This window comes from Curtobacterium citreum (assembly GCF_006715175.1).
GTDB lineage: Bacteria > Actinomycetota > Actinomycetes > Actinomycetales > Microbacteriaceae > Curtobacterium > Curtobacterium citreum.
In genome coordinates, this window is sequence record NZ_VFMQ01000001.1 from 2,258,877 (window position 1) to 2,283,513 (window position 24,637).

Here is a 24,637-nt window from a genome sequence, read left to right on the forward strand (position 1 = left end):
GGGACCTAGTGTGCCGTACGGACCTTGGTGACCGGCGCGTGGTGGACGGGGAACGCCACGGAGCGGGCGATGAAGCAGAGTTCGTTCGCGCGGGCGTGCGCCGCGTCGGCGTCGGCGACGCGGTCCGGTTCGGCGATCGTGACCACCGGGTGCAGGTGGACGGCGGTGACCTCGCCGGTGCCGTCACGGTGGACGTCGAGCGACGCCGTCGCGGTGTCGGTGTAGTCGAGGACGGTGAAGCCCTGCTGCACGGCGACGTACAGGTAGCTCATCATGTGGCACTGCGCGAGGGCGCCGAGCAGCATCTCCTCGGGGTTCCACCGGTCCGCGTCGCCACGGAACGTCGGGTCGGCCGATCCCGGGATGGACGGCTTCCCCGCGGCGGTGACGTGGTGGTCGCGGCCGTAGTCGCGGTAGCCGCTCGTCCCGGTGCCGCGGTTGCCGGTCCAGTTGACGGAGACCTCGTAGGAGTGGTCGCTCACGGTGGCCCTTCGTCGGTGTCGGTACGCTGGCGGCATGACGGTGAGCACCGATGTCCGCACTGATCGCCATCCTCTCACCGCCGACGGTTCCGTCGAGCTCGCGGTGCTCGACCGCAACGGCTTCGATGAGAGCCGGCACGTGGGTGCCGGTGTCGTCGTCGGTGCCGACGGTCGGGTGCTCGACGCGGTCGGCGACGTGACGGCGAGCATCTACCCCCGGTCGACGATGAAGCCGTTCCAGGCGCTGGCCATCCGCCGAGCCGGGGCGTCCTTCAGCGACGAGGAACTCGTGCTCACCACGGCGAGCCACGCCGGCACGGCCCCGCACCAGGCCCTCGCCCTGCACATGCTCGAGTCCTTCGACCACACCGAGGCCGACCTGGGCTGCCCGCCGGACATGCCGTTCGACCGGGCGACGGCCCGCACGATGGCAGAGCCCCGGCGCCTGGCGATGAACTGCTCGGGGAAGCACGCGGGCATGCTCGCCGCCTGCCGGGTGAACGGCTGGGACGAGGCCACCTACCTGGACATGGCCCACCCGCTGCAGCAGCGCGTCCGTGACACCGTCGAGGAGTTCACGCGGGAGACGGTCGACCTGGTCGGCACGGACGGGTGTGGCGCCCCGGTGTTCCCCCTGACCCTGACCGGTCTCGCCCGCGGCTTCGCGGGAGTCGTCGCTCGAGCGGACGCGGACTCTGCCGCGCTCGTCGACGCGGTCCTGCACCACCCGTGGGCGATCGACGGCGTCGGGCGGGCCAACACCGTCACGATCGAGCGCCTGCAGGTCCTCGCGAAGTTCGGTGCCGAGGGCGTCATGGTGATGGGTCTGCCCGGAGGCGCGGCCGTCGCCGTGAAGACGCTCGACGGCTCCCAGCGCGCCGGGACCCTCGCGGCGCTGACGCTCCTGCAGCGGAACGGGCACGTCGACGCAGAGGGCGTCGCGGACGTCCTGCGTGCGACGGGCGAGCAGGTGCTCGGCGGCGGAGTGCCCGTCGGCGCGGTGCGGGTCGGCGCCGGCCTGCGCTGAACCCGGCGTCGTCACAGCGTCGGCAACGCGGGGTCGAGCGCGCGTGAGCGATGGTCCTGCACCCGTCGCACGGAGCATCCGTAGCGGGTGACCTCGACGACGGTGTCCCACGCCCGGGGCTGCATCCGCTCGCTCGGGACGAGCACGATCGTCGTCCGGATGCGCTCGTCCGCATCGGACAGGACGGCCACCGCCGTCTCCGCGGGGAGGGACACGCCTGCCGGCGCGCCGTCGAGCGCGGCGACCGGCGGCCGAGCGTCGACGAGGTCATCGGCGAGAGCCGTCCGGACGTCGCCCCCGAGGATCGCCGTCGCCGTCCCGGTCGCGGTCGTGGTCGCGGTCGCGGTCGTGGTCGCACGGAGCAGGTCCGCGAGTTCGACGAACACCGCGAGTGCGAGGGCGCCGGTGCCGACCACCACGAGGTGCGTCGGACGCCCAGGTGTGCCGAGTTCGTGACCGATCGGCTCGCCGTCGTCGTCGTGCCCGAGGAGCAGGTCCGGCCGGCGGGACTGCGCCTGGGGGGCCGGACGGTCGTCGCTAGTTCCCGGGTCGAGATGCCTCCGCGTCGACTCCGGTTCAGGCTCGTCCGGCGTCGTCCGCAGCGACCGGGTCGCCGCACGGTCGAGCAGGGCGCAGCAGCTGGACGCACCGAACAGGACGGCCCTCGCGGGTCCGTCGAGCGCGAGGAGCACCGCGGCGAGCCCGAGCAGCACGGCGGTGCCGACGAGGGCGGTTCGAGCGACGAGGAGGGACACGCCGGTCAGTCCAGCAGAGGGACGACCTGCCCATGGAGGGAGCCGCCCGTCCTGTGGAGGGCGATGCGCTGTTCCTCCGTTGTGGAGGAGGAACAGCGCACGGTCACTGCACCAGGAAGAACTGCTCGCCGATGTCCACGCGGGCCCCGCGCTCCACGCGGTAACGTCGCCCCGGCTCGCAGCGGCGGATCGAGCCGTCGATGTGCCGGATGACCGTGCCGTTGCCCGAGAACCGGTCGGAGACCCAGAGGTCGTCGCCGTCCCGACCGAGCTCGAGGTGGGTCTTCGAGACGGACTTCCCCGGGTCGTGGACGGTCACGAGGTCGTCGAACCGCTCCCCCGGCTGCGGCCGCGGCAGGCGACCGAGCAGCCCGGTACCGTGCACCTCGACGCGCTCCCCGGTGCTGCAGTGCAGGACGAAGGGGTCCCGGCCGGTGTCCTTCGTGACGATCCGGGTCGCTTCGACGTCCTCGTCCAGGTCATCCGCACTCGACGGAGCCGTCGCCGACCCCGTGGGCGGCAGCACCGGCCCCGTCGAACCGGGAAGCGGAGGGGCGGTGGGGGCACCCGAGGCCGTGGTCGCGACGTTCGTGACGGGCGGCGCGGTCCACTCGGCTGCGGGTGCGGACGGGACGGTCGGTGAGCCGGGTACCGGCGGGAGCGGCGCGTGGCCGACGGCCTCGGGCGCTCCGCCGAGCGCGCCTGCGCCCGTGTCGTGCTCGTCCGCGCTGGGCGCGCTCACGTCGGCGGCGTGCTCGTCGGCGTCAGCGTTCATGTCCGTGTCGTGCTCGGTCGCGTCGTCCCCGTCCGCACCGTGCTCGTCCGCGGCGCTCGCGTCGCTCGCATCAGCGTCGGCGGCGGTCGCGTCGTCGCCGCGACTGTCCTGGTCGCCGTCGTCCACCGCGTCGGCTGCGACGAGCGCTTGGTCGTCGGCAGCCCAGTCCGGGCGGGCGATCGGCAGCGGGACGACGGGTCCGGTGAACGCTGCGGTCACCGCGGGACGCACGGCTCCGCATTCGGCGCAGAAGATGTCGTCGGGCTCGAGCGTGTGTCCGCAGACGTGACAGGTCGCGGATCCGCTCCCGGGGGTCACGAGCGGTGTCGGGCGCGAGGGGCGCCGGTCGACGAGGGGCTCGACGACGGCGGTGTCGTTCTCCTGGGGTCGTGCCATGTCCCGGGCGGTGTCGGTCCGCGCGACGTCGGGGACGTCGGTCGGGGTCTCCTCAGCGGCCGGCGGACGGCCGACCCACCACGACGGACGGGAGGGCGCGACCGGGGCCGACTGCGTCGGCGGCTGCCAGACCGGGGTGGTGGGCGGCTCGGGCACGTCGACCGGGTCCGTCTGCTCGGCCGGTCGCTCACGGGGAGCCGCGGGACGCGTCCACTCGGCGTCGGCACCGTCCGGTACCGAGGACGACGGGTACTGCTCCGGGTCGAGGGGCGGCTCCGGCTGCGCGGTCGGAGCGCCCGTCGCGGGGACGTGGACGCCGGAGACCGCACCGTGCGCGTGCGTCCGTGCACCACGCGAATCGGCCCCGCGCGGATCGGCACCACGCTGGTCGATGCCGTGCGGTGCGGCGGGGGCGGCGGTCGGGTTCGGGTCTGAGCCGGTCAGCCAGGCCCGGGTCGCGGGGTCCAGGGTCGCCTCGGGCAACCACGCCTCGGTGGCCGGGTCGGGGCGACGGCCCTGCGGATCCGGCTGCTGCAGCGGCGGCGGTGTCGTCTGGTCGTTCCGGGCTGCCGGCGCGGGACGACGGTTCGCCGCGACGTTCACCGATCGCCCGCACTCACCGCAGAAGATCGCCCCCTCGGGGAGCATCGACCCGCAGTGTTCGCATCTGATCACGGTTGTTGGTCCTCACTCGGCCGTCCACGACGCTCGCCGGCCTCCGGCCCATCGTAGTCACGCGTGCCCGGACGACCGCGGTGCCACCGGCCGGCCGACGAGACACGTCGGGACCCCGTTCGGGGGCTGCTGCCCGTACGCAGGGACCGGACGGACACCGCCGCACGCCACCGCTGCCGTCGGTTCCGCCCGGTGCGGAGGCTCCGGACCGCTTCCTCGGTCGCCGACCACATCCGGCTCGCGATGCGGTCGTCGGGGTCGTCCGGCCCGAAGACCGCGCGGTCCGCCAGCGCAGCGAGGCCCGTCCCGCCCTCGCCCGGTGCACCGACGACGGCCTCCTTGCGCGTGGCTGCGCGGGTGACGTCGTGCCCTCGGTCGACGAGGGCGTCGCGGTACTCGTCCCAGGCGCCGACGATCCGCCCGCGCGGGGTCGGGGCTCGGCGCCGCCGACGCCGTCGCAGGCGCTTGAGCAGGACGACGACGGCGAACGGCAGGAGCACGAGGGCCGCCAGCGCGAGGACGCCGAGCACCCACGGCAGGGCAGCGAGCAACACTTGCAACCAGAGCGGCTGCACCGGCGGGGTGCTCCGGTCGCTCTGCGGCGGCGCCTGCCGGTCCTGGTCCTGCTGCTCGACCGGCGGCGGCGGGACGACGGTCTCCGGACGCGTGACCGGCTGCGGCGTCTGGTCCTGCTCCTCGGGGATCTCGCGCACGACCGGGTTCGGGTCGAGCATCACCCACCCGTACTGCGCGGTGTCGACCTCGATCCGCGCGGTGACGTCGGAACCGCGGAACGTGGTGGTCCCGCCGGAGCCGCCTGCCGTCTCAGCGGCGTCCCCACCGGCGTCTCCCCCGGCGGTGAAGCCCATCACCACCCGTGCCGGGAAACCGAGCTCGCGCGCCATCAGGGCGGCCGTGACGGCGTACTGCTCCTGGTCGCCGATCATGAGCGGGGACGTCAGGAGTTCCTGGATGCGGTCCGCCCCGTGACCCGAGCGGCTGGCGCGGTCGTCGCCGACGCCGTGGCTCACGTAGCCCGTCCGCTTGAGGTCCTGCACCGCAGCCAGGAGCTTCGCGCCGTCGGAGCCCGCGTCGGCGGTCGTCGCCTCGACCCGCTCGCGGACCGCGTCCGGCACGCCGGACGGCGTCGGGACGGAGGCGGTGCCCGGTCGGGCGTCGGCGAGCTGGGCGTCCGTCGGCTGGTCCGGGACGACGGCGTCGAGCTGGTAGCGGGTGCGGTCGCCCACCCCGCTCACCACCGCTCCGGTGCTGGTGGTGCGGTTGTAGAAGAACGCACCGCGTTCGGAGCCCGCGTCGCCGCCCTGGAACGTCACCGAACGGAGGGCGCCGACGGTCGGCAGCCACACGCCCCGGTACCCGTCGACCCGCACGTCGACGCGGACGTCGGTGCCGGACACGCCGCGCACGTCGACGCTCGTCGGCACGCGCTCGAAGGTGCCGGACGCCGACGCCCCGTCGTCGCCGCCGACGCGGTACACGACCCCGTCGTACGTGTCGAGGGTCGCGATCCGGACGAACCCGCCCGCGGGCAGACCCGTCACCGTCAGCTGTGGTGCATCGGCGGCGCCGAACTCCTCGTACGCGCGGAACCCGCTCAGCGGACTCACGTGGTCCCGTGGGTCGAAGGGCTTCACGACGTCGCTGCGGGCGACCGTCCGGTCCGCGGCCGGTGGCACGACGAGTCCGAGTCCGGTCGCCACGACCCCGGCCGCGACGATCGTGCCGGTCCCGACGAGCGCGGGTCGGAGCACCGAACGCCAGACCGGCACCCGCGCCCCGACGGTGCGCGACACGGCCGCGGCGCGACGGACGTACCGCACCGTCAGCGCCCAGACGAGTGCGATCCCGCCGAGCAGGACCGCACTCGCCACGGACACGTCGAGTCGCGTCGGACCGACGACGACGCCGGCGGCGAAGAGGACGAGAGCCGGGATGCTCGCGAGTTCCGGACGGGAGGCACGGGTCGCCACGCTCACGGCCGTCACCGTCGCGACGAGGAGCGTGACGAAGAAGGGGACGAGCAGCGACTCGTAGGACCCGACCGGCAGGCTGATGGTCACCAGACGCTTCCAGTCGAGTGCGACACCGGCCGCGAGGTCCACCAGACCGGGTCCGGTCGGCAGCAGACCGGCCGCCTCGGACGGCACGGCAGCGGGGACGCCAGTCGCGGCGAAGGCCGCAGCGGTGGCGACGCCGACGACGAGGGCGGGCAGGCGGAGCGCCGCCCCCGCGAGGGCGACCACCGAGCCGGCGACCACCGCGGTGACGGCAGCGGCGACCATGGACCCGTCGCGGTAGACCGGCCACCACGACACGCTGCCGACCGCGAGCAGGAGCCAGACCACGAGCGTGCCGCCGACCAGGCGCAGCGGTTCGCGACGCGCGTCCCGACGCCGGGCTGCACGCCGTGCGTCGGCCCGCGTCCCGGTCACGGCGCTCACGCGGCGGCCGCCTGCCGGTGCAGGGCGGTGCGGAGGTCGTCCAGGTAGCCGATCGTCACGACGGTCAGACCGGCGACGCGGAGGAACCGGGGCTGGGCCTCCGGTTCGCAGATCACGGCGACCACCTCGACGCCGACCGGGAAGCGCGTCGCTGCGAGGCGGAGGGCGGGCAGGCCGACCGTGGAGCCGACGACGAGGAACGCGACGGAGATCCCGGTGGTCTCGACCCCCACGATGCGCGACACCTCGGCCACGGGCAGGCACGAGTCGGCGAGCCCGACCGTCGCGAAGGCGTCGAGCAGTCGGGTGGGCGTCACCGTGGGCAGTGGCTGGACGGCGTAGACGGCGCGCTTGGCGTACTCCGGGGTCCGCGCGGAGACGACGACGGAGACCTCCCTGCCGTCCCGGACGGCCCGGGTGCCGAGCGACGCGGCGGCGCTCACGGCGAGCTCGAACTCGTCGTCGTCCGCGAACTCGCCGCGTCCGACGCCGAGGGCGACGACGAGGTGGGACCGGCGCGTGTCCTCGAACTGCCGGACCATCAGGGCGCCCGACTTCGCCGTCGACTTCCAGTGGATGGTCCGGGGGTCGTCACCGGGCATGTACTCGCGGATCGCGTGGAAGGCGATGTCCGCCGGCGAGAGGTCGGTGGTCGCCTGTCCCTCGAGGTCCCGGACCAGACCGGTGCTCGTCGAGGGGATCGCGATCGTGCGCGGGTGGACGATGACCTGCTCGCGGGCGGTCCACACGACCTCGCGCCGGACCAGCCCGACGGGGTCGGCACGCACGCCCGTGACGGGTCCGACGTCGAGCACACCGCGTCGGACCGTCGGGACCGGGACGCGCTGCTCGAACGTGCCCCGCGGCGGGATGCCCGGGATCGCGACGTCCACCAGCCCCGGACCGACCGGGACCTCGACCGTGGCGGGCACCGACGGCAGGCGCGCCGGGTTCTCGGCCGTGACCACGACACCGGCCTCGTCCCCCACGGCGACGCGGTGCTGTGGCAGGCGCATCCGGATGAGCAGGCGCGAGCGACCGACGAGGGCGACGGCCGCGACGAGGACCAGGACGGTCCCCGCCCACCCGACCACGACGACCTCGCGCAGCCCGGACCGGTACCCGACGACGAACGCGACCAGCGTGACGGCGGCGACCGCCCATCCCAGGCCGGTGACCACCGAGGAGACCTCTGTCCACCCGCGACGGACGAGCCTCCAGGCCGTGGACCAGGCCTTCGCGAGCCCGACGACCGCGTCGGCGGCGACCCCCTCCCGGTCGCCGACCAGGCGGGTCCGGACGTTCGTCAGCCCGGCGACCGTCCCGGTGCGCTCCGTGACGGTGGCGCCCCGACGTGACCGGGTCGCGGCGCGCCGTGAGCGCGTCGCGGCGGACCGACGATCGTTCACGAGACCGCCCGGTCGCTCGGCGGCGGCGTCTCGACGAGGAGCTGCGCAACGACGCTCGTCGTGCTGACCCCGTCGAACTCGGCTTCGGCGTCGAGGACCAGCCGGTGCGCGAGCACCGGGACGGCGAGTGCCTTGACGTCGTCGGGGGTGACGTAGTGGCGGCCGTTGAGCGCGGCGAGGACGCGCGACGCACGGACGAGGCCCATGGCACCGCGCACGCTCACACCGAGGCGGACCTCGTTCGCGGAGCGCGTGGCGTCCACCAGGCGCGCCACGTAGTCGGCGATCGTCGGGTCGACGTGCACCGTCCGGGCGAGGGCGGCCATCTCGGTGATCGTCGCAGCCGGCACGACGGCGGCGAGCGGCACCGAGGCCGACGGCGCGGACGAGGTCTCGAGGATCCGGACCGTCGCGGCGTGGTCCGGGTACCCGATCGAGGTCTTCAAGAGGAAGCGGTCGAGCTGCGCCTCGGGCAGGCGGTACGTGCCGGCCTGCTCGACGGGGTTCTGCGTCGCGATGACCATGAAGGGTGCGGCGAGGCGGTGGTTCACGCCGTCGACCGTGACCGCCGACTCCTCCATCGCCTCGAGCAGGGCGGACTGGGTCTTCGGACTGGCACGGTTGATCTCGTCGGCGAGCACGATGTTCGCGAACACCGGGCCGCGGTGGAAGTCGAACTCCTGGGATCGCTGGTCGTAGACGCTGATCCCGGTGATGTCACCCGGGAGCAGGTCCGGCGTGAACTGGATGCGGTTCGTCGACCCCTGCACGCTCTGCGCCATCGCGCGGGCGAGGCTCGTCTTGCCCGTGCCCGGGACGTCCTCGAGCAGCAGGTGTCCCTCGCTGAGCATCGCGGTGACGGCCAGACGGATCACGAACGTCTTCCCGAGGAGCACCTGCTCGACGTTGGTCACGATGCGGCCGGCGACGTCGGCGAACCAGGTGGCCTGCTCGGGGGTCATGCTCATGCGGGAGGGTCCTCGTTCTCGGGGATGCGGTGTCAGCAGCGTACGGGGAGCGGGGCGCGGCCCGGGGTCACCCGGCCGCGGGTGTGGAGGGATCGGTGCTCGGCGCCTGGTCGATCTGTCGAGTGACGCCCTCGGGGTCCTGGACGCCGTTCACCGTCGCCCGGACCCAGATTGTCGCGTAGCCCGACGGCACGGCGTCCGAGGTCGTCCAGGCTGCCCCGGTCGCCGGGTTGGTCGTCGAGCACAGCAGGTGCGGCGCGATCCGGCAGTACTGGACGTCGTAGGCGCTCGGCTGGAACCGGCCGTTGTTCGCCGGTGGGTTGATGACCGGCGCCTGTCCCTCGGTCGCGACGGAGACGCTCGCCCTTGTCGTGAACGCGGTCGCGGTGGACGCGCTGCTCGATGCGCAGTAGTCACCGTCGACGGCGCAGGACGTGAACACCACGCTGCTGTCGACCCCGTAGCCGGCCCCCGCGCCGATCGAGGCAGAGCCTGAGAACCGCTGCGGCGCCCCGCCGTTAACCGAGTAGTACAGGTACGGCGACGTCGGCGTGGCCTGCACGGTCAGGTCGACGTTCCCGTCGCTGTCGACGTCGTCGGTCGTGACCGATCCGCTCGGAGCGTCGGGGGTCTCGTAGCCCTGGACGCTCGCGGCTTGCGACGCGGAACAGAACGATCCGTTGTCGGCGTACGCCACGTAGCGGAACTGGGTCGAGATCCGGTCCGTGGCGGAGGCCGCGTTCCAGACCTGCACCGCTCCGCTCGTCGAGCAGCCGTTCGGGATCGGGGTGCTCACCGCGAACTTGGCGATCTTCCAGTTCTGGCTGCCACCGCCACCCCAGTCGCCCTCGGACGCCTGCAGCGACACCGCTGTCGAGGTGCCGTCCTTCTGGCCGGTCGCGTTCAGGCTCGGCGTCCCGGGGACGCCCACCGCGGTCCCGGACGCCCGCGCCTGGTTCCACTCCACGACCGAACCGTCACGGTCCGCGGCGTTCCGCGCCGAGACCTGCACGTCGTACGACTGCCCGCTCTGCGCGCCCGAGAACGAGGTCGACGTCGACGTCCCCGTGCTGCGGGTCGTCGTGAGGCCGGGGCCGGAGATCGTCACGACGTAGTTCGACACCGGGGTGCCGCCGTTCGGTGCGGGCACCGCGTCCCACCGCACGTCGAGCTGGTTCGGCGTGTCCTGGCTCGCCGTCACCGAGAGGCCCTTCGGCGCGGCCGGCACGAAGTCCGCACTGATCGGCGCCGAGGACGCCGACGCGACGGAGTCCCCGATCGCGTTCGTCGCGACGACGGTGAAGCGGTACGAAGCGGACGGGTCGAGACCGGTCACGGTGCAGACGGTCGACGTGCCGCAGTCCTTCGCGACCCCGTTGGTGCCCTGCACGCGGTACCCGGTGATCGGCGAGTTGTTCGCCTGCGGGGTGGACCACGCGAGGGTGACCTGTCCGCCCTGGTTCGACCCGGTGCGGCTCGGGGCGCCGGGTGCGTCCGGGACGTCCTGGACCGAGATCGTCACGTCGCCCCAGACGTACCGGTCGGGGTCGTTCGTCGCGTCGGCGACCTGGTACTGCAGGTGAGCGTCGACCGGCTGCGCACCGTCCGCGACGGACACCTGGAGTCGCGAGCGGTCGCTGCTCGGCGTCACCGAGACCCCGGCGGGCAGACCGCCGCCGAGACCACGGATCGCGACGACGCGGAGCGCCTCGTCCGGGAACGGGTTCGTCGGTTGGTCGTTCGACAGGACGTCGATGGTCGTCGTTGCACCGCGCTTGGTCACGGCCCGGTCGGCCCCCGGTTGCACGAGCGGCCGGGTGGAGCCGACGACGTCGACCGTCACGCTGCCGGCACGTCCGGCGTTCGCCGCGTCCGCGACGCCGATGCCGATCGACGCCGTCGTGTCCTTCGGCGCCGTGTCGGCGACCGAGATGCGGAGCTGCTGCCCGTCGATCGTCGCGGTCGTCCCGGACCCCGGTCGGCTCACCACGCTGTAGCGCAGCTCGGGGAGGTCGGCGGGGTACGGGTAGTCGGTGAGCTTCGTGAGGTCGATCGTCCGGGTGTCACCCGGTTGCATGTCGACCGTCGAACCCGTGAACGCCGGGGGTTGGTTCGCCCGCGGGGTCACCTTGATCGGCAGGACGAGCGTCGCGACGCGTCCCTTGCCCCCGTTCGCGCTCGAGCCGTCGGTGACCTCGAAGGAGATCGAGGCGTTGCCGTAGTAGAGCTTCGACGACGTGAACTGGAGCGTCGAGCGGTCCACGACCAGGTCGTCGCCGTTCGCGTGCGTGGCCTTGACCGTCGCGCGGTCGGTGAGCTGCGCGGTCCGGCCGTTCGCCGTCACGACGTACTTCTCGAGCGGGATCCGGACGGTCGCCTCGCTCTTCACGGTGACCACGCCGGCGCTCCGGTCGACCTGGGGCAGGGCGTCGTCGAACCCGGGGACGTGGATGAAGCCGTAGGACACCACGTCGGGGTGGTCCGAGCGCGTGACCGAGAACGGGATCACCTGTGACGCGTCGGTCAGGCGGACGGTGATCCGCCGGTCGGGGGTGGTCTGCGCGGTGTCGCCGTACCCGTCGACCACGCCCACCCGCAGGCGGGAGGTCGATCCCTCGGCGAAGAAGACGTTCCGGAGCACGTCCACGGTCACGCTCTGCCGGTGCAGGATGTCCTGCAGGTCGAGCGTGGTGTCCTCGACCTCGGGCCGGAGCGGCTGGGCGTCCGGGTCGACGGTCACGGTGAGGAACGCCGTGCTCGAGCCGCCGGTGTCGTTCGCGACGGTGTACAGCACCGCGAAGTCACCGCGGTCGGCGGAGCGCGGCGGGGTGACGCGCACCTCGGTCCCGCGGAGCACCTTCGCGGCGACCCCGCTCGCCGTGGGCTCGGCCGCGGTGACCCGGAGCGCGCCGCCCTCGGGGTCGGAGTCGTTCTGCAGCACCCGGACCGTGACGCTGCCGCCGGGGCGGATCGTGACGTGGTCGGCCTGCGCCACCGGGTTCGAGGCCTGCTCCGCCCGCGGCGAGATGCCGACCCGGACGGTCCCGGTCGCACGGGCGCCGAGGGCGTCGACGACCGTGTAGGTGAACTCGTCGGTGCCCGCCGAGTAGTCGCCGGCCTCGTAGGTCAGCGCGTCGGAGGACACGTCGCTGACGGACCCCTTCTCCGGGTTGTCCGCGACACCGACGAGCTGCACGGAGTCACCGTCCGGGTCGATGCCGTTCAACGGGATCGACACCCGCACGGACTGTCCGGCGACGACGCGGGCGGTCACCGTCCGGGGCACGGGCGGGTTGTTCGTCGCCACGTCGCGCTCGCGGACCGATATCGACACGGTGGCGTCGGCGTACTGGCCGTCAGGCCCGGCGACGCGGTACACCGCGGTGTAGTTGCCCGGGGTCTCGGGAGCGAGGTACCGCAACCGGTCCCCCGACACGAACAGCAGGCCACCGTTGCCGGGCACGTTCTGCACGAGTTCGGGCTGCAGCGTGAGCGGCTCGCCCTCCGGCTGCGTGTCGTTGGCGAGGACGTCGATCTCGGCGACGTCCCCGACGCGCACGGTCGCCGTGTCCGCCTGGGCCACGGGCGGCTGGATGCGGTCGGGCTTCGGGATCTCGACCACGGTGACTGTGCCGGTCGCGGTGGCGAGCCCGTTCGACTCGGTGTAACCGAAGGTGACCGGTCCGTCGAGCGGGGCCGTCAGGGTGACCCGGACGGTGTGCTGGTCGAGGACGCTCGCCTGGACGCCGCTGGACCGGTCCGGGGCGTCGAGCGCCGTCACCATGAGCACGCCGCCGGCGGGGTCGATGTCGGTCGCGGTGACGTCGGTGTCCTTCGTCGACAACGTGTTCACGAACACCGTCTTCGGGGTGGTGATCGGCGCGGTCGAGGCGTCCGGCGGCGCCGCGACCGTCACGCGCACGACGCCGCTCGTCGTCTTCGTGCCGTCCGTGACCGTGTACTCGAGCTGGTGGTCCCCGGCCGACGCCCCGACGACCCGGAACGTCCCGGCGTCGTAGGCCGGCGTGACCGTCAGGCCGGCCGACGACGACACGCTGGTCAGCGTGACGGTGCCGTTCCCGCCGCGGACGTGCCGGAGCGGCTGCACCTCGAAGGACTTGCCCGCGTACCCGGTGACCGCGAACGGGTCGGCGAAGAGCGGCACCTGACCGGGGTCCGTGACGTGCACCGTCACCGCGCCGCGGCCGTCGGCGCGGCCGTCGCTCACGACGATCTGGACGGTACGGTCGCCGGTCCGGCCGCTCTGGTTGCGGAAGTCGAGCAGCCCGTCCGGCGTGGTGGACACCCGGTCGCCCTCGGCGGACGCCGACTTCAGGTACACCGGGTCGCCGTCGGGGTCGACCCAGTCGGCGAGCACGTCCGTCACGACGTGGCCGCCGCGGACGACGTCCGCCGACGTGTCGCGCACCTGTCGCGGCGGTTCGTTCTCGGACTCCGGCCGGATGCTGACGCGGACCGTCGCGGACGCCGACCCGCCGTTGCCGTCGGTGATCGTGTAGGGGAACGAGACGGTGCCGCTGGCACCCGCGGCGAGCGTGATCTGAAGCCGCTGGCCGTCGCCGACGATGCGCACCGTCCCGACCCCCGCGTCGATCGTGCCGACCTCGCTGATCACGAGTGGGTCGCCGTTCGGGTCGTAGTCGTTGAGCAGGACCGGGAGGCTCGTGGTGCGTCCCGGACGCGCGCCCAGGTCGTCGTCGACCGCCACCGGCGGCTTCTGGTCCTTGTCGACCTCCGGGTCGTCGGACGACACCTGCTCCTGCCGCTGCTCGTCGTCCCGCTTGACGAGGTCGGCCCAGTTGTCGATGAGCTGACCGCTGCGGTCGATCGCCCACGAGCGCCCGCTGCGCGGGTCGTTCGCGACGACGGTGTCGCCGTTGTGCACGATCTGCAGGTCACTCGCGCCGGCGGTGTCGCTGAGCCGCTGGAGCGCGCGGCCGTCGCACGTGTCGAGCGCCTGTCCGCCGGTCCACGCGGCGTACGTGCACGACCCGACGACCGTCGGCCGTGCGGCGCGGCCGGAGACCTGGAGCGCGGTCTGCTCGACCTGGCCGGAGGCGCCGACGCGGACCATGCCCGCCGTCCCCGCGACGACGACGTCGGCAGCGTCGTCGACGGAGTGCTGCAGCGCCGGTGCGCTGCCGACGCGCTCCCCCAGGTCGACGGTGTCGCCGTCCACCGACAGCGCGCCGCTGGTGCGGTCGAGCACGGCGACGTGGTCGCCGAAGGACGCCACCTGGAAGTCGTGGTCGCGGTCGAACCGGACGTCCCACCGACGGTCCACGGTCAGACCGGTCCCGACGTCGACGAGGGACGCCCGACCGGTCCGCGGCGAGTACACCGCGACGTGCGAGTCGGACGCGTCGAACACCGCGTCCGCGCCGAGCGTGAGGTCGGCCTTGGCGGCAGCGTCGAAGTCGCCGAGCTCCGACGCGGGTGTGGCCCAGAGCTCGCCGGTGTCGCCGTTCCCCACGACGGCGGTGTCCCCGGCGAAGAACACCTGCGGCGCTCCCGCCGGCAGCGTGACCGGGTCGCCGACCGTCGCCGAGGCCACGTCGACCTTCGCGACCGTGCCCTTCGTGCCGTCGACGCTGTACACCTGGCGCCCGCGCTGCAGGACGGACAGGTCGTCGCTGGCCGTCTCGACCGCGGTGTTGAGCTCGAGCACGCCGGTGTTCGCCCGGCCGACCGCCCCGTACTCGGCCGACGGCACCCAGACCGTGCCGTCCCCGAGGTCCACGCGCTGCGTGTGGTAGCCCGTCGAGACCACCGCGGCGGTCGCGACCACGGCGGCTACGACGACCGAGGCGCCGACGCCGACCACGGCGGACCGGTGCTTCGCGAGGAAGGCGCGGATCACTCGGCGCCCCCGACGGTCCCGCACTGCTGCGCACTGGCCGCACCGGTCTTGCCGTCGCGGTTGACCGCCACGGTGATGCACTCCTCGGTACCGGAGGTCCCGGACACGACGAAGGTCGTGCCGGTCTGCTGGCTGGAGGCCCCACCGGAGGTGATGACGTAGGTGTCGCCGGCGCGGAGTCCGGGGTCATCCCAGCTGAACGACACCGCGTCCGCGCCGGCCTCGGCCCGCACGTCCTGCACGACCGGGATCGACCCCGTGCCCAGGCGGGTGACGACGAGCACCGCGACCACGGCGAGGGCCGCCACGACCACGGCGGACAGTGCGGTGGCCCAGACGAGCGTCGACCGGCCACCTCGCCGGGAGCGGGTGGCCGAGCCGGTGCGGTGCAGGGTACCGATGCTCTCGGCCCCGGTCGCCGCCCCGCCCTGGAGCGCCCGACGGGTCCGACGGCGGACCGAGGACCGGCCCGCGGGCTGGAGCTCCCGGACGACCGTGTGGTCGGCGTCGAGCGTGGGCGTCGCAGCGGCCCATGCCTCGACCGCGACGTCGGCGGGCGTCTGCGGGATGCCGAGTTCGGCCTCCACCTCCTGCAGTCCGCGGACGAACTCCATCACGGTCGCCGGACGCGCGGCGGGCTTCCGCGACATCGCGGTGGCGAGCAGCCGCTCGAGCGACGGCGGCGCGTCGGCGCGGCCGGTCGGCTTGACCCCGCCCTTGTCGATGCGCGCCATCAGGTCGGCCGCGCCGTTCTTCCCGCCGCGCACCTCGAACGGACTGCGGCCGGCGAGCAGCGAGTACACGGTGGCGGCGAGGGAGTAGACCTCGGACTGGATCGACCCGCGCGACTCGTCGGCCAGGACCTCCGGCGCGGACCACGGGATCGACATCCCGACCGGTTCGTCCGGGTCGGCGCTCCCGATGCTGGCCGCGATGCCGAAGTCGGACAGGACCGGGTTGCCGTAGGCCGTCCGGAGGATGTTCGACGGCTTGATGTCGCGGTGGAGCACGCCTTCGCGGTGCGCGGTCTCGAGGGCCGACCCGATCCTGACCCCGATCGACAGGACCTCGGACACGGGGATCGCTTCGCGGCGGTAGCGCTCGCTGAGGGACGAGGAGCACAGCTCCATCACGAGGTACGGCCGCCCGTCGGACGCGACGCTCGCCTGGAACACCGTGAGGATCGACGGGTGGGTGCTGAGCCGGGCCATGAGGTTCGCCTCGGCCTGGAACATCTGCCGCACCCGGTCGTCGACGACCTCGTCGAGCAGCACCTTCACGGCGACCTGGCGGCGCGGCATGTCCTGTTCGTAGAGGAACACGTCGGCGAAGCCACCGCTGCCCAGGACGTGCACGGGCGTGGAGCCGGCGATCACGGGCGGGGTGGACGGCAGGCGTCGCGCCATGGTCGCCCTCCCTCTCCCCGGCCGGACGGCCGGCTGTGTCGTCTCGGCCCTGACATCCTACGGACGAGGCACCGACGCCCCGGGCCCGCTGCAGCCCCACAGCACTGACACACGCCCCCACTTCGGGGGTGGCGACCCGGCGGGGACCGGCGACAGTGGTCGGCGCCGGACGTCGGTGTCGGCAGTCAGTGGCGGGGCAGCGTGTCCTCGACGTCCGGATCGGCGGGCGCCTCGTCGACCTGCAGCACCACGACGGTGACGTTGTCCCGCCCACCCGCGACGACGGCGTCGCCGACGAGACGCTCGGCGAGGTCCTGCGCGGCGGGCACCCGGGCCGCGATCCGGCCGATGCCGACGTCCCCGAGCTCCTTGGTCAGCCCGTCGGAGCAGACGATGTAGCGGTCGCCGGCGCGCAGCGGCAGCGTCCACCAGTCCGGCTCCGGCGGCTCGCCGAAGCCGACGGCGCGCGTGATGACGTTGCTGTCCGGGTGCTGCTCGGCGTCCTCGGCGCGCAGGAGCCCCGCGTCGACCATCTCCTGGACGACCGAGTGGTCGACGGTCACCCGACGCAGGGTGCCGTCCTCGATCCGGTAGGTGCGTGAGTCGCCCACGTTGAACACGAGCGCGGCCGGGAGTCCGTGCGACGCGACCAGCGCGACACCCGTCACGGTCGTGCCGGCACCGAGCGCGTTGCCGCCGGCCGCCCGCTCGATGTCCGCGGTCGCGAGCAGGAGCGCGCGCTGGATCTGCTGCCGTGTCGTGAACGGACCGTCGGCGACCTGGTCGAGTCGGCGGACGACCGCGTCGCTCGCCCGGTCCCCCGCGAGGTGCCCGCCCATCCCGTCGGCGACGACGAAGAACGGTGCACCGACGACGTAGCTGTCCTCGTTGTGGTCCCGACGGCGCCCGACGTCGGTGGCGGCGCCCCACGAGAGCGTGAGGGTCGTGCCGGCGGCGCCGGGGACGTCGATGGCGTGCTCGGTGGCTGCTCGGCCGAGTTCGGTCACGGTTTCAGGGTCGCTCTCTGGTCGTCAGGGGAACGGGCGGCGTCGGGCACACCGGCGCCGTCACGGGGTCGGCGCGAACGGGATCCGCGGGAACGGGGTCGGCGGGAACGGTGGGATGCCGTCCGCGGGTCCGACGCGGAGGTGCGGCGACAGGACCTCGATCACGTTGCCGTCACCGATCTCGATGAGCGTACCCGTCAGCACGACGATCGAGGCACCCGACGGCATCCGGAACGGCGCGGCTCCCGCGGGACGGACGACGGTGCCGTTGGTCGAACGGAGGTCCTCGACCACCGCGGCCTCGCCGTCGGCGTGCACGAGCACGTGCGAGGACGACACCTGCCCACTCGGCGACGGCACGGTCACGAGCTCGGGAGTCGGACCGCGCACCACCCGGGGCAGGGTCGGCCGTCGGCCGACCACGACCGGGTGGTCGAGCCGGACGACACGACCGGCCACACGGATCGACGGCAGTCGACGGACCGGTGCGGGATCGGCCGGGAGGATCGTCGCTGCCCCGTCGGACCGGCTCGCGCCCACCGGCGCGCCCGGCCCGGCGACCCGGATGACCGTGTCGTCGTCGGGAGCACCGAACGAGCCGTGCGATCCGGGCTCATCGGCCCGGGGTCGGATGACGGTGTCGTCGTCCGGAGCGACCGCCGGGTCCGCGCCGGTCCGCCCGGGTCGGATCACCGTGTCGTCGAGGTCGTCCTCGTCCGTCCACTGTCGCTGCATCGTCATCCCACCGTAGACGATCCGGTCCGCCCCGTGTGGTCCGTCGACCAGCTCGGCCCGTTGCCGGCGCGGACCGAGCGCGCCACGAGCGCCGCGAGGGGATCGTCGGCCCAGGTGTCGAGCGCGTGTTGTGCGCGCACGAGCGCCCGTGCGGGCGACCCGAGTGCCCACGAGCACCACGCGGCGAGGGCCAGGGCGCCGGCAGCCCCGATCGCGTCGTCCACCCCGCCGGGTCGCTCCGCCCGCCAGTGGCGCCACGCAGAGGCGCAGCGGTCCCCCGCGACCCGCAGCCGGACGCGGTCCGGAGCCGGCCCCGTCCCGGTGAGCGCCGGCGGGGTCGGGTCGCGGAACGGGTCGAACGACCGTACCGAGCGCGGCGTCGGGGTGTCGCGCGCCGCGATGAACGCGACCAGCGCGAAGCGCGTGGCGAGTGCCCCGCAGGCCGTCGTGACGACGACGGCGCGGCGCGGGTCGAGCGCATCCTCCGGATGCTCCGGGGCGACGAGCGCGGCGCAGGCCGCGCGGAGGGTGACGGCGGCCGCGATCTCGCGTGGCCAGCGCACGAAGGTGGACGGGTGGGTGTTCGTCGACGAGGTCATGCACGAGATCGTGACGCGCCACGCGCCTCCAGGCCGACGTCCGCGGCACGTCTGTGGACGGACAGCCGCCGGAGCGCTCCTGTGGAGGATCAGACCGAAGCGGGTTCCAGGCTCTCGGCGACGAGGTCCCAGCCGTCGGCCGTGCGGTCGAACGTCACGCCGTTCGCACGAGCCCACGCGGCGAGGTCGTCGACCGACGCGACCTGCGCCCCCGTCCGACCGAGGAGCGCGACGAGCCGACCCTTCGCGGTCTTGTTCCAGTGGTTCAGCGCCTTGCGTCGTCCGCCGGCGTCGACGCTCACCACGCGCGGAGCGACCGCTCCGGGCACGGGACCGAGCGCGCGGTACCCCTCGGACCGCAGGTCGAGCACGAGCCCGGCGCCGCGGCTGCCGATCGCGCGGGACGACACCTCCGGCCAGTGCCGGGCGAGCCGGAGCGGGCCGAGGCGCGAGTCGTGCGACAACCGGTAGGCGGGGATCTGGTCTCCGGCACCGATCGGGCCGAACATCGCGGACTGCACCACGACGTGGTCCGCCCACCAGCGTCGGGTGGCGTCGTCGGCCGCGTCGGCGGCGAGCGGGTCGTAGAGCACCCCGGTGTACCGCTCGATCGCCGGCAGGGTCGCCGCGGTGTCGAGCTCGAGGTTGCGGAGCCGCTCGGCGATCGACTTCGGGCCGAGCTTCAGGGCCGTCCGTGCCGTGGACTCCTCGGAACTGACGGAACGGGCCGCGGTGATCACCGCGGCCCGTTCGTCGGCCAGTTCCGGGAAGGACAGCGCACGCAGGTCGAGCGTGCGGTCCGTGTCCCCGCCCTCCCGCTTCGTCTCCGAAGGCGGGAGGAGGACGGTCAGTCCGGTCAGGACGCCAGCGCGGCCTGGCGCGCCACGATCGTGACCGTGTCGTGCTCGACCGACAGGAAGCCGTCCTCGGCGTCCGCCGCCACCGTCGAGCCGTCGGCTCGGGTGATGCGGACCTGCCCCTGCGCGAGGGTGGCTAGCAGCGGCTCGTGCCCCGCGAGGATGCCGATCTGGCCCTCGGACGTCCGAGCCACGACCATGGTGGCGTCGCCCGACCAGACCTCGCGGTCGGCCGAGACGACGCTCACGGTGAGTGCCGCCATGTCAGCGGTTCTCCTTCTGGATCTGCGCCCACTTCTCTTCGACGTCGTTGATGCCACCGACGTTGAAGAAGGCCTGGGTCGCGACGTGGTCGAACTCGCCGTCGGCGATCGCGCGGAACGACTCGATGGTGTCCTTCAGCGGGACGGTCGAACCCTCGACACCCGTGAACTTCTTCGCCATGTACGTGTTCTGCGAGAGGAACTGCTGGATCCGACGAGCGCGCTCGACCGTGATCTTGTCCTCCTCGGAGAGCTCGTCGACACCGAGGATCGCGATGATCTCCTGCAGCTCCTTGTTCTTCTGGAGGATCTGCTTGACACGCGTCGCGGTCTCGTAGTGGTCGGCGCCCAGGTACCGGGGGTCCATGATCCGCGACGTCGAGGTCAGCGGGTCGATGGCCGGGTACAGGCCCTGCGACGCGATCTCACGCGAGAGCTCGGTCGTGGCGTCGAGGTGCGCGAACGTGGTCGCCGGCGCCGGGTCGGTGTAGTCGTCGGCCGGCACGTAGATCGCCTGCAGCGAGGTGATCGAGTGACCACGCGTCGAGGTGATGCGCTCCTGGAGCACACCCATCTCGTCGGCGAGGTTCGGCTGGTAGCCCACCGCGGACGGCATGCGACCGAGCAGCGTGGAGACCTCGGAACCGGCCTGCGTGAAGCGGAAGATGTTGTCGATGAAGAGGAGCACGTCCTGCTTCTGGACGTCGCGGAAGTACTCAGCCATCGTCAGCGCCGACAGGGCCACGCGCAGGCGCGTTCCCGGCGGCTCGTCCATCTGGCCGAACACGAGGGCGGTCTTGTCGAAGACACCGGCCTCTTCCATCTCACCGATGAGGTCGTTGCCCTCACGGGTGCGCTCACCGACACCGGCGAACACCGAGACACCACCGTGGTCCTGCGCGACGCGCTGGATCATCTCCTGGATGAGGACCGTCTTGCCGACGCCCGCGCCACCGAAGAGGCCGATCTTGCCACCCTGCACGTACGGCGTGAGGAGGTCGATCGACTTGATGCCGGTCTCGAACATGGTGGTCTTCGACTCGAGCTGGTCGAAGGCCGGGGCCTTGCGGTGGATCGGCCAACGCTCGGTGATCTCGAGCGCCTCGTCGGTGTTGAGCACGTTGCCCAGCACGTCGAAGACCTTGCCCTTGGTGACGTCGCCGACGGGGACCGAGATCGGGGCGCCCGAGTCACGGACCTCCTGACCGCGGACGAGACCGTCGGTCGGCTTCAGCGAGATGGCGCGGACCAGGTCGTCGCCGAGGTGCTGCGCGACCTCGAGGCCGATCTCCTGCGAGTCGTCACCGATGGTGACTGTCGTGTGCAGGAGGTTGTAGATGTCGGGGATGGCGTCGTGCGGGAACTCGATGTCGACGACGGGACCCGTGACACGGGCGATCCGTCCGACACCGGGCGCCGACGACGTCTCGACCGCGGTGGTGGCGGTGTCGGTCATGGCGTGTGCCTTCCTGAGGGGTGGTGTCTGTCCGCGGGCGTCCGCGGACTACTTCTTCTTCGACGAGAGGGCGTCGGCGCCGCCGACGATCTCGGAGATCTGCTGGGTGATCTCGGCCTGACGCGCGTTGTTCGCGAGCCGGGTGAACTCGTTGATGAGCGAGTCGGCGTTGTCGCTCGCGGACTTCATGGCCTTTTGGCGGGCGGCGTGCTCGGAAGCGGCCGACTGCAGCATGGCGTTGAAGATGCGGCTCTCGATGTAGACCGGGAGCAGCGCGTCGAGCACCGCGTCGGCGTCCGGCTCGAACTCGTAGAGCGGGAGCGGCTCGTCGTTCGACGGCGCCTCGACCCCCTCGACGACCTCGAGCGGCAGCAGACGCACGACCTGGGGCTCCTGCGTGGCGAGGCTCAGGAAGCGGTTGAACACGATGTGGATCTCGTCCACACCGCCCTCCGCCGTGTCCTGGAGGAACTTCGACACGACCGCGTCGCCGATCTCCTTCGCCGTCGAGAACTCCGGCTGGTCGGTGCCGCCGATCCACTGGCGCTCCGACGCACGCTCACGGAACGTGAAGTACCCGACGGCCTTCCGACCGACGAGGTAGAACACCACGTCCTTGCCCTCGCTGCGGAGCAGGGAGGCGAGCTCCTCGCCCTGCTTGAGGACGTTGGAGCTGAACGCGCCGTTGAGGCCGCGGTCGGAGGTGAACAGGACGACCGCCGCACGGGTCGAGGACTCGGGCTCGGTGGTCAGCACGTGGTCGACGTTCGAGAACGTCGCCACGGCCGACACGGCACGCGTCACGGCCCGCGAGTACGGGCCGGACGCGGCCATGCGCGCCTGCGCCTTCTGGATCCGCGACGCCGAGATCAGCTCCATCGCGCGAGTGACCTTCTTCGTGGTCTTCGCCGACTTGATGCGCTGTCGGTAGACCCGGACCTGTGCCGCCATCTAGCGACGACCCTTGACGATCTGCTCCTGGTCGACGTCCTCGGCCTGCGCCGCGTCGAACTGCTCCGAGCCGAGCGTCTTGCCGTCGCTCGTCTGGAAGCCCTTCTTGAAGGCGTCGATCTCGCGGTCCATCGCGGCGACGGTGTCGTCGCTGAGCTGGTTGGTCTCGCGGAGCGTCGTCAGGACGTCCGAGTTGCGGCGGAGGTGCTCGAGCAGCTCCGACTCGAAGCGGAGCACGTCGGAGACGGGCACCTCGTCGAGCTTGCCGTTCGTGCCGGCCCAGATCGAGACGACCTGCTCCTCGACCGGGTACGGCGAGTACTGCGGCTGCTTGAGGAGCTCGGTCAGACGCGCACCACGGTCGAGCTGACGACGCGACGCCTGGTCGAGGTCGGACGCGAACATCGCGAACGCCTCGAGCGAGCGGTACTGCGCGAGCTCGAGCTTGAGCGTGCCGGAGACCTTCTTGATCGACTTCACCTGGGCGTCACCACCGACGCGCGACACCGAGATGCCCACGTCGACGGCCGGACGCTGGTTCGCGTTGAACAGGTCCGACTGCAGGAAGATCTGGCCGTCGGTGATCGAGATCACGTTGGTCGGGATGTACGCCGAGACGTCGTTCGCCTTGGTCTCGATGATCGGGAGACCCGTCATCGAACCGGCGCCGAGGTCGTCGGACAGCTTCGCGCAACGCTCCAGCAGACGGGAGTGCAGGTAGAAGACGTCACCCGGGTAGGCCTCGCGGCCCGGCGGACGACGGAGGAGGAGGGACACGGCGCGGTAGGCCTCGGCCTGCTTCGACAGGTCGTCGAAGATGATCAGGACGTGCTTGCCGCCGTACATCCAGTGCTGGCCGATGGCCGAACCGGTGTAGGGGGCGAGGTACTTGAAGCCGGCCGGGTCGGAGGCCGGAGCGGCGACGATGGTGGTGTACTCCATCGCGCCGGCGTCCTCGAGCGCACCCTTGACGGAGGCGATCGTGGAGCCCTTCTGACCGATCGCGACGTAGATGCAGCGGACCTGCTTCTCGACGTCGCCGGACTCCCAGTTGGCCTTCTGGTTGATGATCGTGTCGATCGCGATCGCCGTCTTGCCGGTCTGGCGGTCGCCGATGATCAGCTGACGCTGACCGCGGCCGACCGGGATCATGGCGTCGATCGCCTTGATGCCGGTCTGGAGCGGCTCGTGGACCGACTTGCGGGACATGACTCCAGGGGCCTGGAGCTCGAGGGCACGACGGCCCTCGGCCTGGATCTCGCCGAGACCGTCGATCGGGTTGCCGAGCGGGTCGACCACGCGACCGAGGAAGCCGTCGCCGACGGGGGCGGACAGGACCTCACCCGTGCGGGTGACCTCCTGGCCCTCCTCGATGCCGGCGAACTCGCCGAGCACGATGGCGCCGATCTCGTCCTCGTCGAGGTTCTGCGCGAGACCCAGGGTCCCGTCCTCGAAGCGGATGAGCTCGTTCGCCATGACGCCGGGGAGGCCCTCGACGTGCGCGATGCCGTCGCCCGCGTCGGTGACGTGCCCGACCTCGGCCGTGGAGGCCTTCGTCGGCTCGTAGTTCGAGACGAAGTCCTTCAGGGCATCACGGATCTCATCGGGGCTGATGGTGATGTCTGCCATGGGATTTTCCTTGTTGGTTTCCGGGGCCCTTCGGCTCCGAGAGGGTGACGCTGCCTGACTCGGCAGTTCCCGTTGTGGACTTGGGTGGGGCGGCTTCGACCGTACGCTCAGCCGGCGAGCTGGAGCCGGAGCTCCGACAGGCGCGTGGACACCGTGCCGTCGATGACGTCGCCACCGACCTGCACGCGGACCCCGCCGACGACCGCGGGGTCGACGACGTGGTTGACGCTGATGTCCTTGCCGTACCGCTCGGCGAGACCCCGGGCGACGCGAGCCGCCTGGCCGTCCGAGAGCGGGGACGCGGTGATGACCGTCGCGACGAGCTTGCCCGCCTGGTCGGCCACGATGCGCGAGGCGTCGCGGACGAGCTCACCGATGCGGCGGCCACGCGGCTGCTGCACGAGGTGGGCGACGATCGCGGTCGTCTGCGCCGAGGCCTTCGACCCGATCAGACGCTCGACGAGCGCGGCCTTCTCCGCCGGGCTGCCGAGCTTCGTGCCGAGTGCGAGCTCGAGCGACGCGTCCGAACGGACGGCGGTCTCGAACGCGAACAGCTCGGCCTCGATCGAGGTGTCCGACGACGCGGTGGCCGCGACGGCGCGGATGCCCGCGTCCTCGATGCCGGCGAGCAGGTCCTGCTGCGAGGACCAGCGCGAGCCGGCCACGGCGGTCAGGACCGCACGCGTCGCGTCGGACTGGCCGGCGAAGACGCGGTCGATGAGGACCTTCTTGCCGACGACGTCCGCCGTCGGGTCCGAGAGCAGTCCGAGCAGCTGGGGCGCACCGGCGATCGCACGCCCGGAGGCGAGGATCTCGACACCCGCGCCGAGGTCGACCGACCCGCCGAGGTCGGCGAGCACCGCCCTCGTCGACGTGAGTGCTTCCCTGGTGGCGCTGCGCATGC

Annotated in this window: 18 protein-coding genes; 1 reads left to right on the top strand and 17 read right to left on the bottom strand. The window is 72.5% G+C overall.

Features of this window, described 5'->3' with window-relative positions; all coding sequences use genetic code 11:
- Positions 1 to 5 precede the first annotated feature (5 nt).
- Positions 6 to 482, bottom strand: a complete 477-nt coding sequence (locus FB462_RS10740; protein ID WP_229666820.1) for an OsmC family protein — start codon at positions 480 to 482, stop codon at positions 6 to 8.
- A 34-nt stretch (positions 483 to 516) separates the two neighbouring features.
- Between FB462_RS10740 and FB462_RS10745 the strand changes: the two genes are divergently transcribed.
- Positions 517 to 1,509 (top strand): asparaginase, encoded by a 993-nt coding sequence (locus FB462_RS10745; RefSeq protein WP_141861851.1) that lies wholly within the window; start codon positions 517 to 519, stop codon positions 1,507 to 1,509.
- 11 nt (positions 1,510 to 1,520) lie between these two features.
- On the opposite strand, the gene FB462_RS10750 is transcribed toward FB462_RS10745, so the two are convergent.
- The 16 genes from FB462_RS10750 to FB462_RS10825 all read right to left on the bottom strand — a co-directional run bounded on the left by FB462_RS10750 (position 1,521) and on the right by FB462_RS10825 (position 24,635).
- The gene (locus FB462_RS10750; protein WP_141861853.1) at positions 1,521 to 2,264 is read right to left on the bottom strand and encodes a hypothetical protein; all 744 of its coding nucleotides are present in this window, start codon (positions 2,262 to 2,264) and stop codon (positions 1,521 to 1,523) included.
- A gap of 103 nt (positions 2,265 to 2,367) precedes the next feature.
- Positions 2,368 to 4,110, bottom strand: coding sequence for a zinc-ribbon domain-containing protein (locus FB462_RS17690; protein ID WP_229666819.1), 1,743 nt, complete (start codon positions 4,108 to 4,110; stop codon positions 2,368 to 2,370).
- A complete protein-coding gene (locus FB462_RS10760) occupies positions 4,107 to 6,572 on the bottom strand; it encodes a transglutaminase domain-containing protein (RefSeq protein ID WP_141861855.1) in 2,466 nt (821 codons plus the stop codon). The genes FB462_RS17690 and FB462_RS10760 overlap by 4 nt, the downstream gene beginning before the upstream one ends.
- Positions 6,569 to 7,981 (bottom strand): DUF58 domain-containing protein, encoded by a 1,413-nt coding sequence (locus FB462_RS10765; protein WP_141861857.1) that lies wholly within the window; start codon positions 7,979 to 7,981, stop codon positions 6,569 to 6,571. Before FB462_RS10765 ends, FB462_RS10760 begins: the two co-directional genes overlap by 4 nt.
- Entirely contained in the window at positions 7,978 to 8,949 is a 972-nt protein-coding gene (locus FB462_RS10770; protein ID WP_141861859.1) for an AAA family ATPase, read from the bottom strand. The genes FB462_RS10765 and FB462_RS10770 overlap by 4 nt, the downstream gene beginning before the upstream one ends.
- Positions 8,950 to 9,016: 67 nt before the next feature.
- A complete protein-coding gene (locus tag FB462_RS10775) occupies positions 9,017 to 14,830 on the bottom strand; it encodes an Ig-like domain-containing protein (RefSeq protein WP_167510091.1) in 5,814 nt (1,937 codons plus the stop codon).
- Positions 14,827 to 16,236 carry a serine/threonine-protein kinase gene (locus tag FB462_RS10780; RefSeq protein WP_141861863.1) on the bottom strand — a complete coding sequence of 470 codons (1,410 nt, stop codon included), beginning with the start codon at positions 16,234 to 16,236 and terminating at the stop codon, positions 14,827 to 14,829. The genes FB462_RS10775 and FB462_RS10780 overlap by 4 nt, the downstream gene beginning before the upstream one ends.
- A gap of 185 nt (positions 16,237 to 16,421) precedes the next feature.
- Positions 16,422 to 17,243, bottom strand: a complete 822-nt coding sequence (locus FB462_RS10785) for a PP2C family protein-serine/threonine phosphatase (RefSeq protein ID WP_229666818.1) — start codon at positions 17,241 to 17,243, stop codon at positions 16,422 to 16,424.
- A gap of 60 nt (positions 17,244 to 17,303) precedes the next feature.
- Complete coding sequence (locus tag FB462_RS10790; RefSeq protein WP_141861865.1) at positions 17,304 to 17,984, bottom strand: FHA domain-containing protein; 681 nt, start codon at positions 17,982 to 17,984, stop codon at positions 17,304 to 17,306.
- The gene (locus FB462_RS10795; protein ID WP_141861867.1) at positions 17,981 to 18,577 is read right to left on the bottom strand and encodes a hypothetical protein; all 597 of its coding nucleotides are present in this window, start codon (positions 18,575 to 18,577) and stop codon (positions 17,981 to 17,983) included. The genes FB462_RS10790 and FB462_RS10795 overlap by 4 nt, the downstream gene beginning before the upstream one ends.
- 89 nt (positions 18,578 to 18,666) lie before the next feature.
- Complete coding sequence (locus FB462_RS10800) at positions 18,667 to 19,437, bottom strand: YaaA family protein (protein WP_141861869.1); 771 nt, start codon at positions 19,435 to 19,437, stop codon at positions 18,667 to 18,669.
- On the bottom strand, positions 19,434 to 19,697 hold the full coding sequence (locus FB462_RS10805; RefSeq protein ID WP_058740380.1) for a F0F1 ATP synthase subunit epsilon: 264 nt from the start codon (positions 19,695 to 19,697) through the stop codon (positions 19,434 to 19,436). The genes FB462_RS10800 and FB462_RS10805 overlap by 4 nt, the downstream gene beginning before the upstream one ends.
- Before the next feature lies 1 nt (position 19,698).
- A complete protein-coding gene (gene atpD, locus FB462_RS17525; RefSeq protein WP_058740381.1) occupies positions 19,699 to 21,153 on the bottom strand; it encodes a F0F1 ATP synthase subunit beta in 1,455 nt (484 codons plus the stop codon).
- A gap of 48 nt (positions 21,154 to 21,201) precedes the next feature.
- Positions 21,202 to 22,104, bottom strand: coding sequence for a F0F1 ATP synthase subunit gamma (locus FB462_RS17530; protein WP_058740382.1), 903 nt, complete (start codon positions 22,102 to 22,104; stop codon positions 21,202 to 21,204).
- Positions 22,105 to 23,733, bottom strand: a complete 1,629-nt coding sequence (atpA, locus tag FB462_RS10820) for a F0F1 ATP synthase subunit alpha (RefSeq protein ID WP_058740383.1) — start codon at positions 23,731 to 23,733, stop codon at positions 22,105 to 22,107.
- Positions 23,734 to 23,840: 107 nt separating this feature from the next.
- Positions 23,841 to 24,635: a F0F1 ATP synthase subunit delta gene (locus FB462_RS10825; protein ID WP_058740384.1), complete on the bottom strand. Its 795-nt coding sequence runs from the start codon at positions 24,633 to 24,635 to the stop codon at positions 23,841 to 23,843.
- Between the last annotated feature and the right edge of the window lie 2 nt (positions 24,636 to 24,637).

Excerpts from the sequence above, each read along its gene's own strand:
- FB462_RS17530 (WP_058740382.1), bottom strand. The coding sequence starts at position 22,104 with ATGGCGGCACAGGTCCGGGTCTACCGACAGCGCATCAAGTCGGCGAAG.
- FB462_RS10745 (WP_141861851.1), top strand. The coding sequence starts at position 517 with ATGACGGTGAGCACCGATGTCCGCACTGATCGCCATCCTCTCACCGCC.
- FB462_RS10795 (WP_141861867.1), bottom strand. The coding sequence starts at position 18,577 with ATGACCTCGTCGACGAACACCCACCCGTCCACCTTCGTGCGCTGGCCA.
- atpA (WP_058740383.1), bottom strand. The coding sequence starts at position 23,733 with ATGGCAGACATCACCATCAGCCCCGATGAGATCCGTGATGCCCTGAAG.
- FB462_RS10805 (WP_058740380.1), bottom strand. The coding sequence starts at position 19,697 with ATGGCGGCACTCACCGTGAGCGTCGTCTCGGCCGACCGCGAGGTCTGG.
- FB462_RS10825 (WP_058740384.1), bottom strand. The coding sequence starts at position 24,635 with ATGCGCAGCGCCACCAGGGAAGCACTCACGTCGACGAGGGCGGTGCTC.
- FB462_RS10780 (WP_141861863.1), bottom strand. The coding sequence starts at position 16,236 with ATGGCGCGACGCCTGCCGTCCACCCCGCCCGTGATCGCCGGCTCCACG.
- FB462_RS10770 (WP_141861859.1), bottom strand. The coding sequence starts at position 8,949 with ATGAGCATGACCCCCGAGCAGGCCACCTGGTTCGCCGACGTCGCCGGC.
- FB462_RS10790 (WP_141861865.1), bottom strand. The coding sequence starts at position 17,984 with ATGACGATGCAGCGACAGTGGACGGACGAGGACGACCTCGACGACACG.
- atpD (WP_058740381.1), bottom strand. The coding sequence starts at position 21,153 with ATGACCGACACCGCCACCACCGCGGTCGAGACGTCGTCGGCGCCCGGT.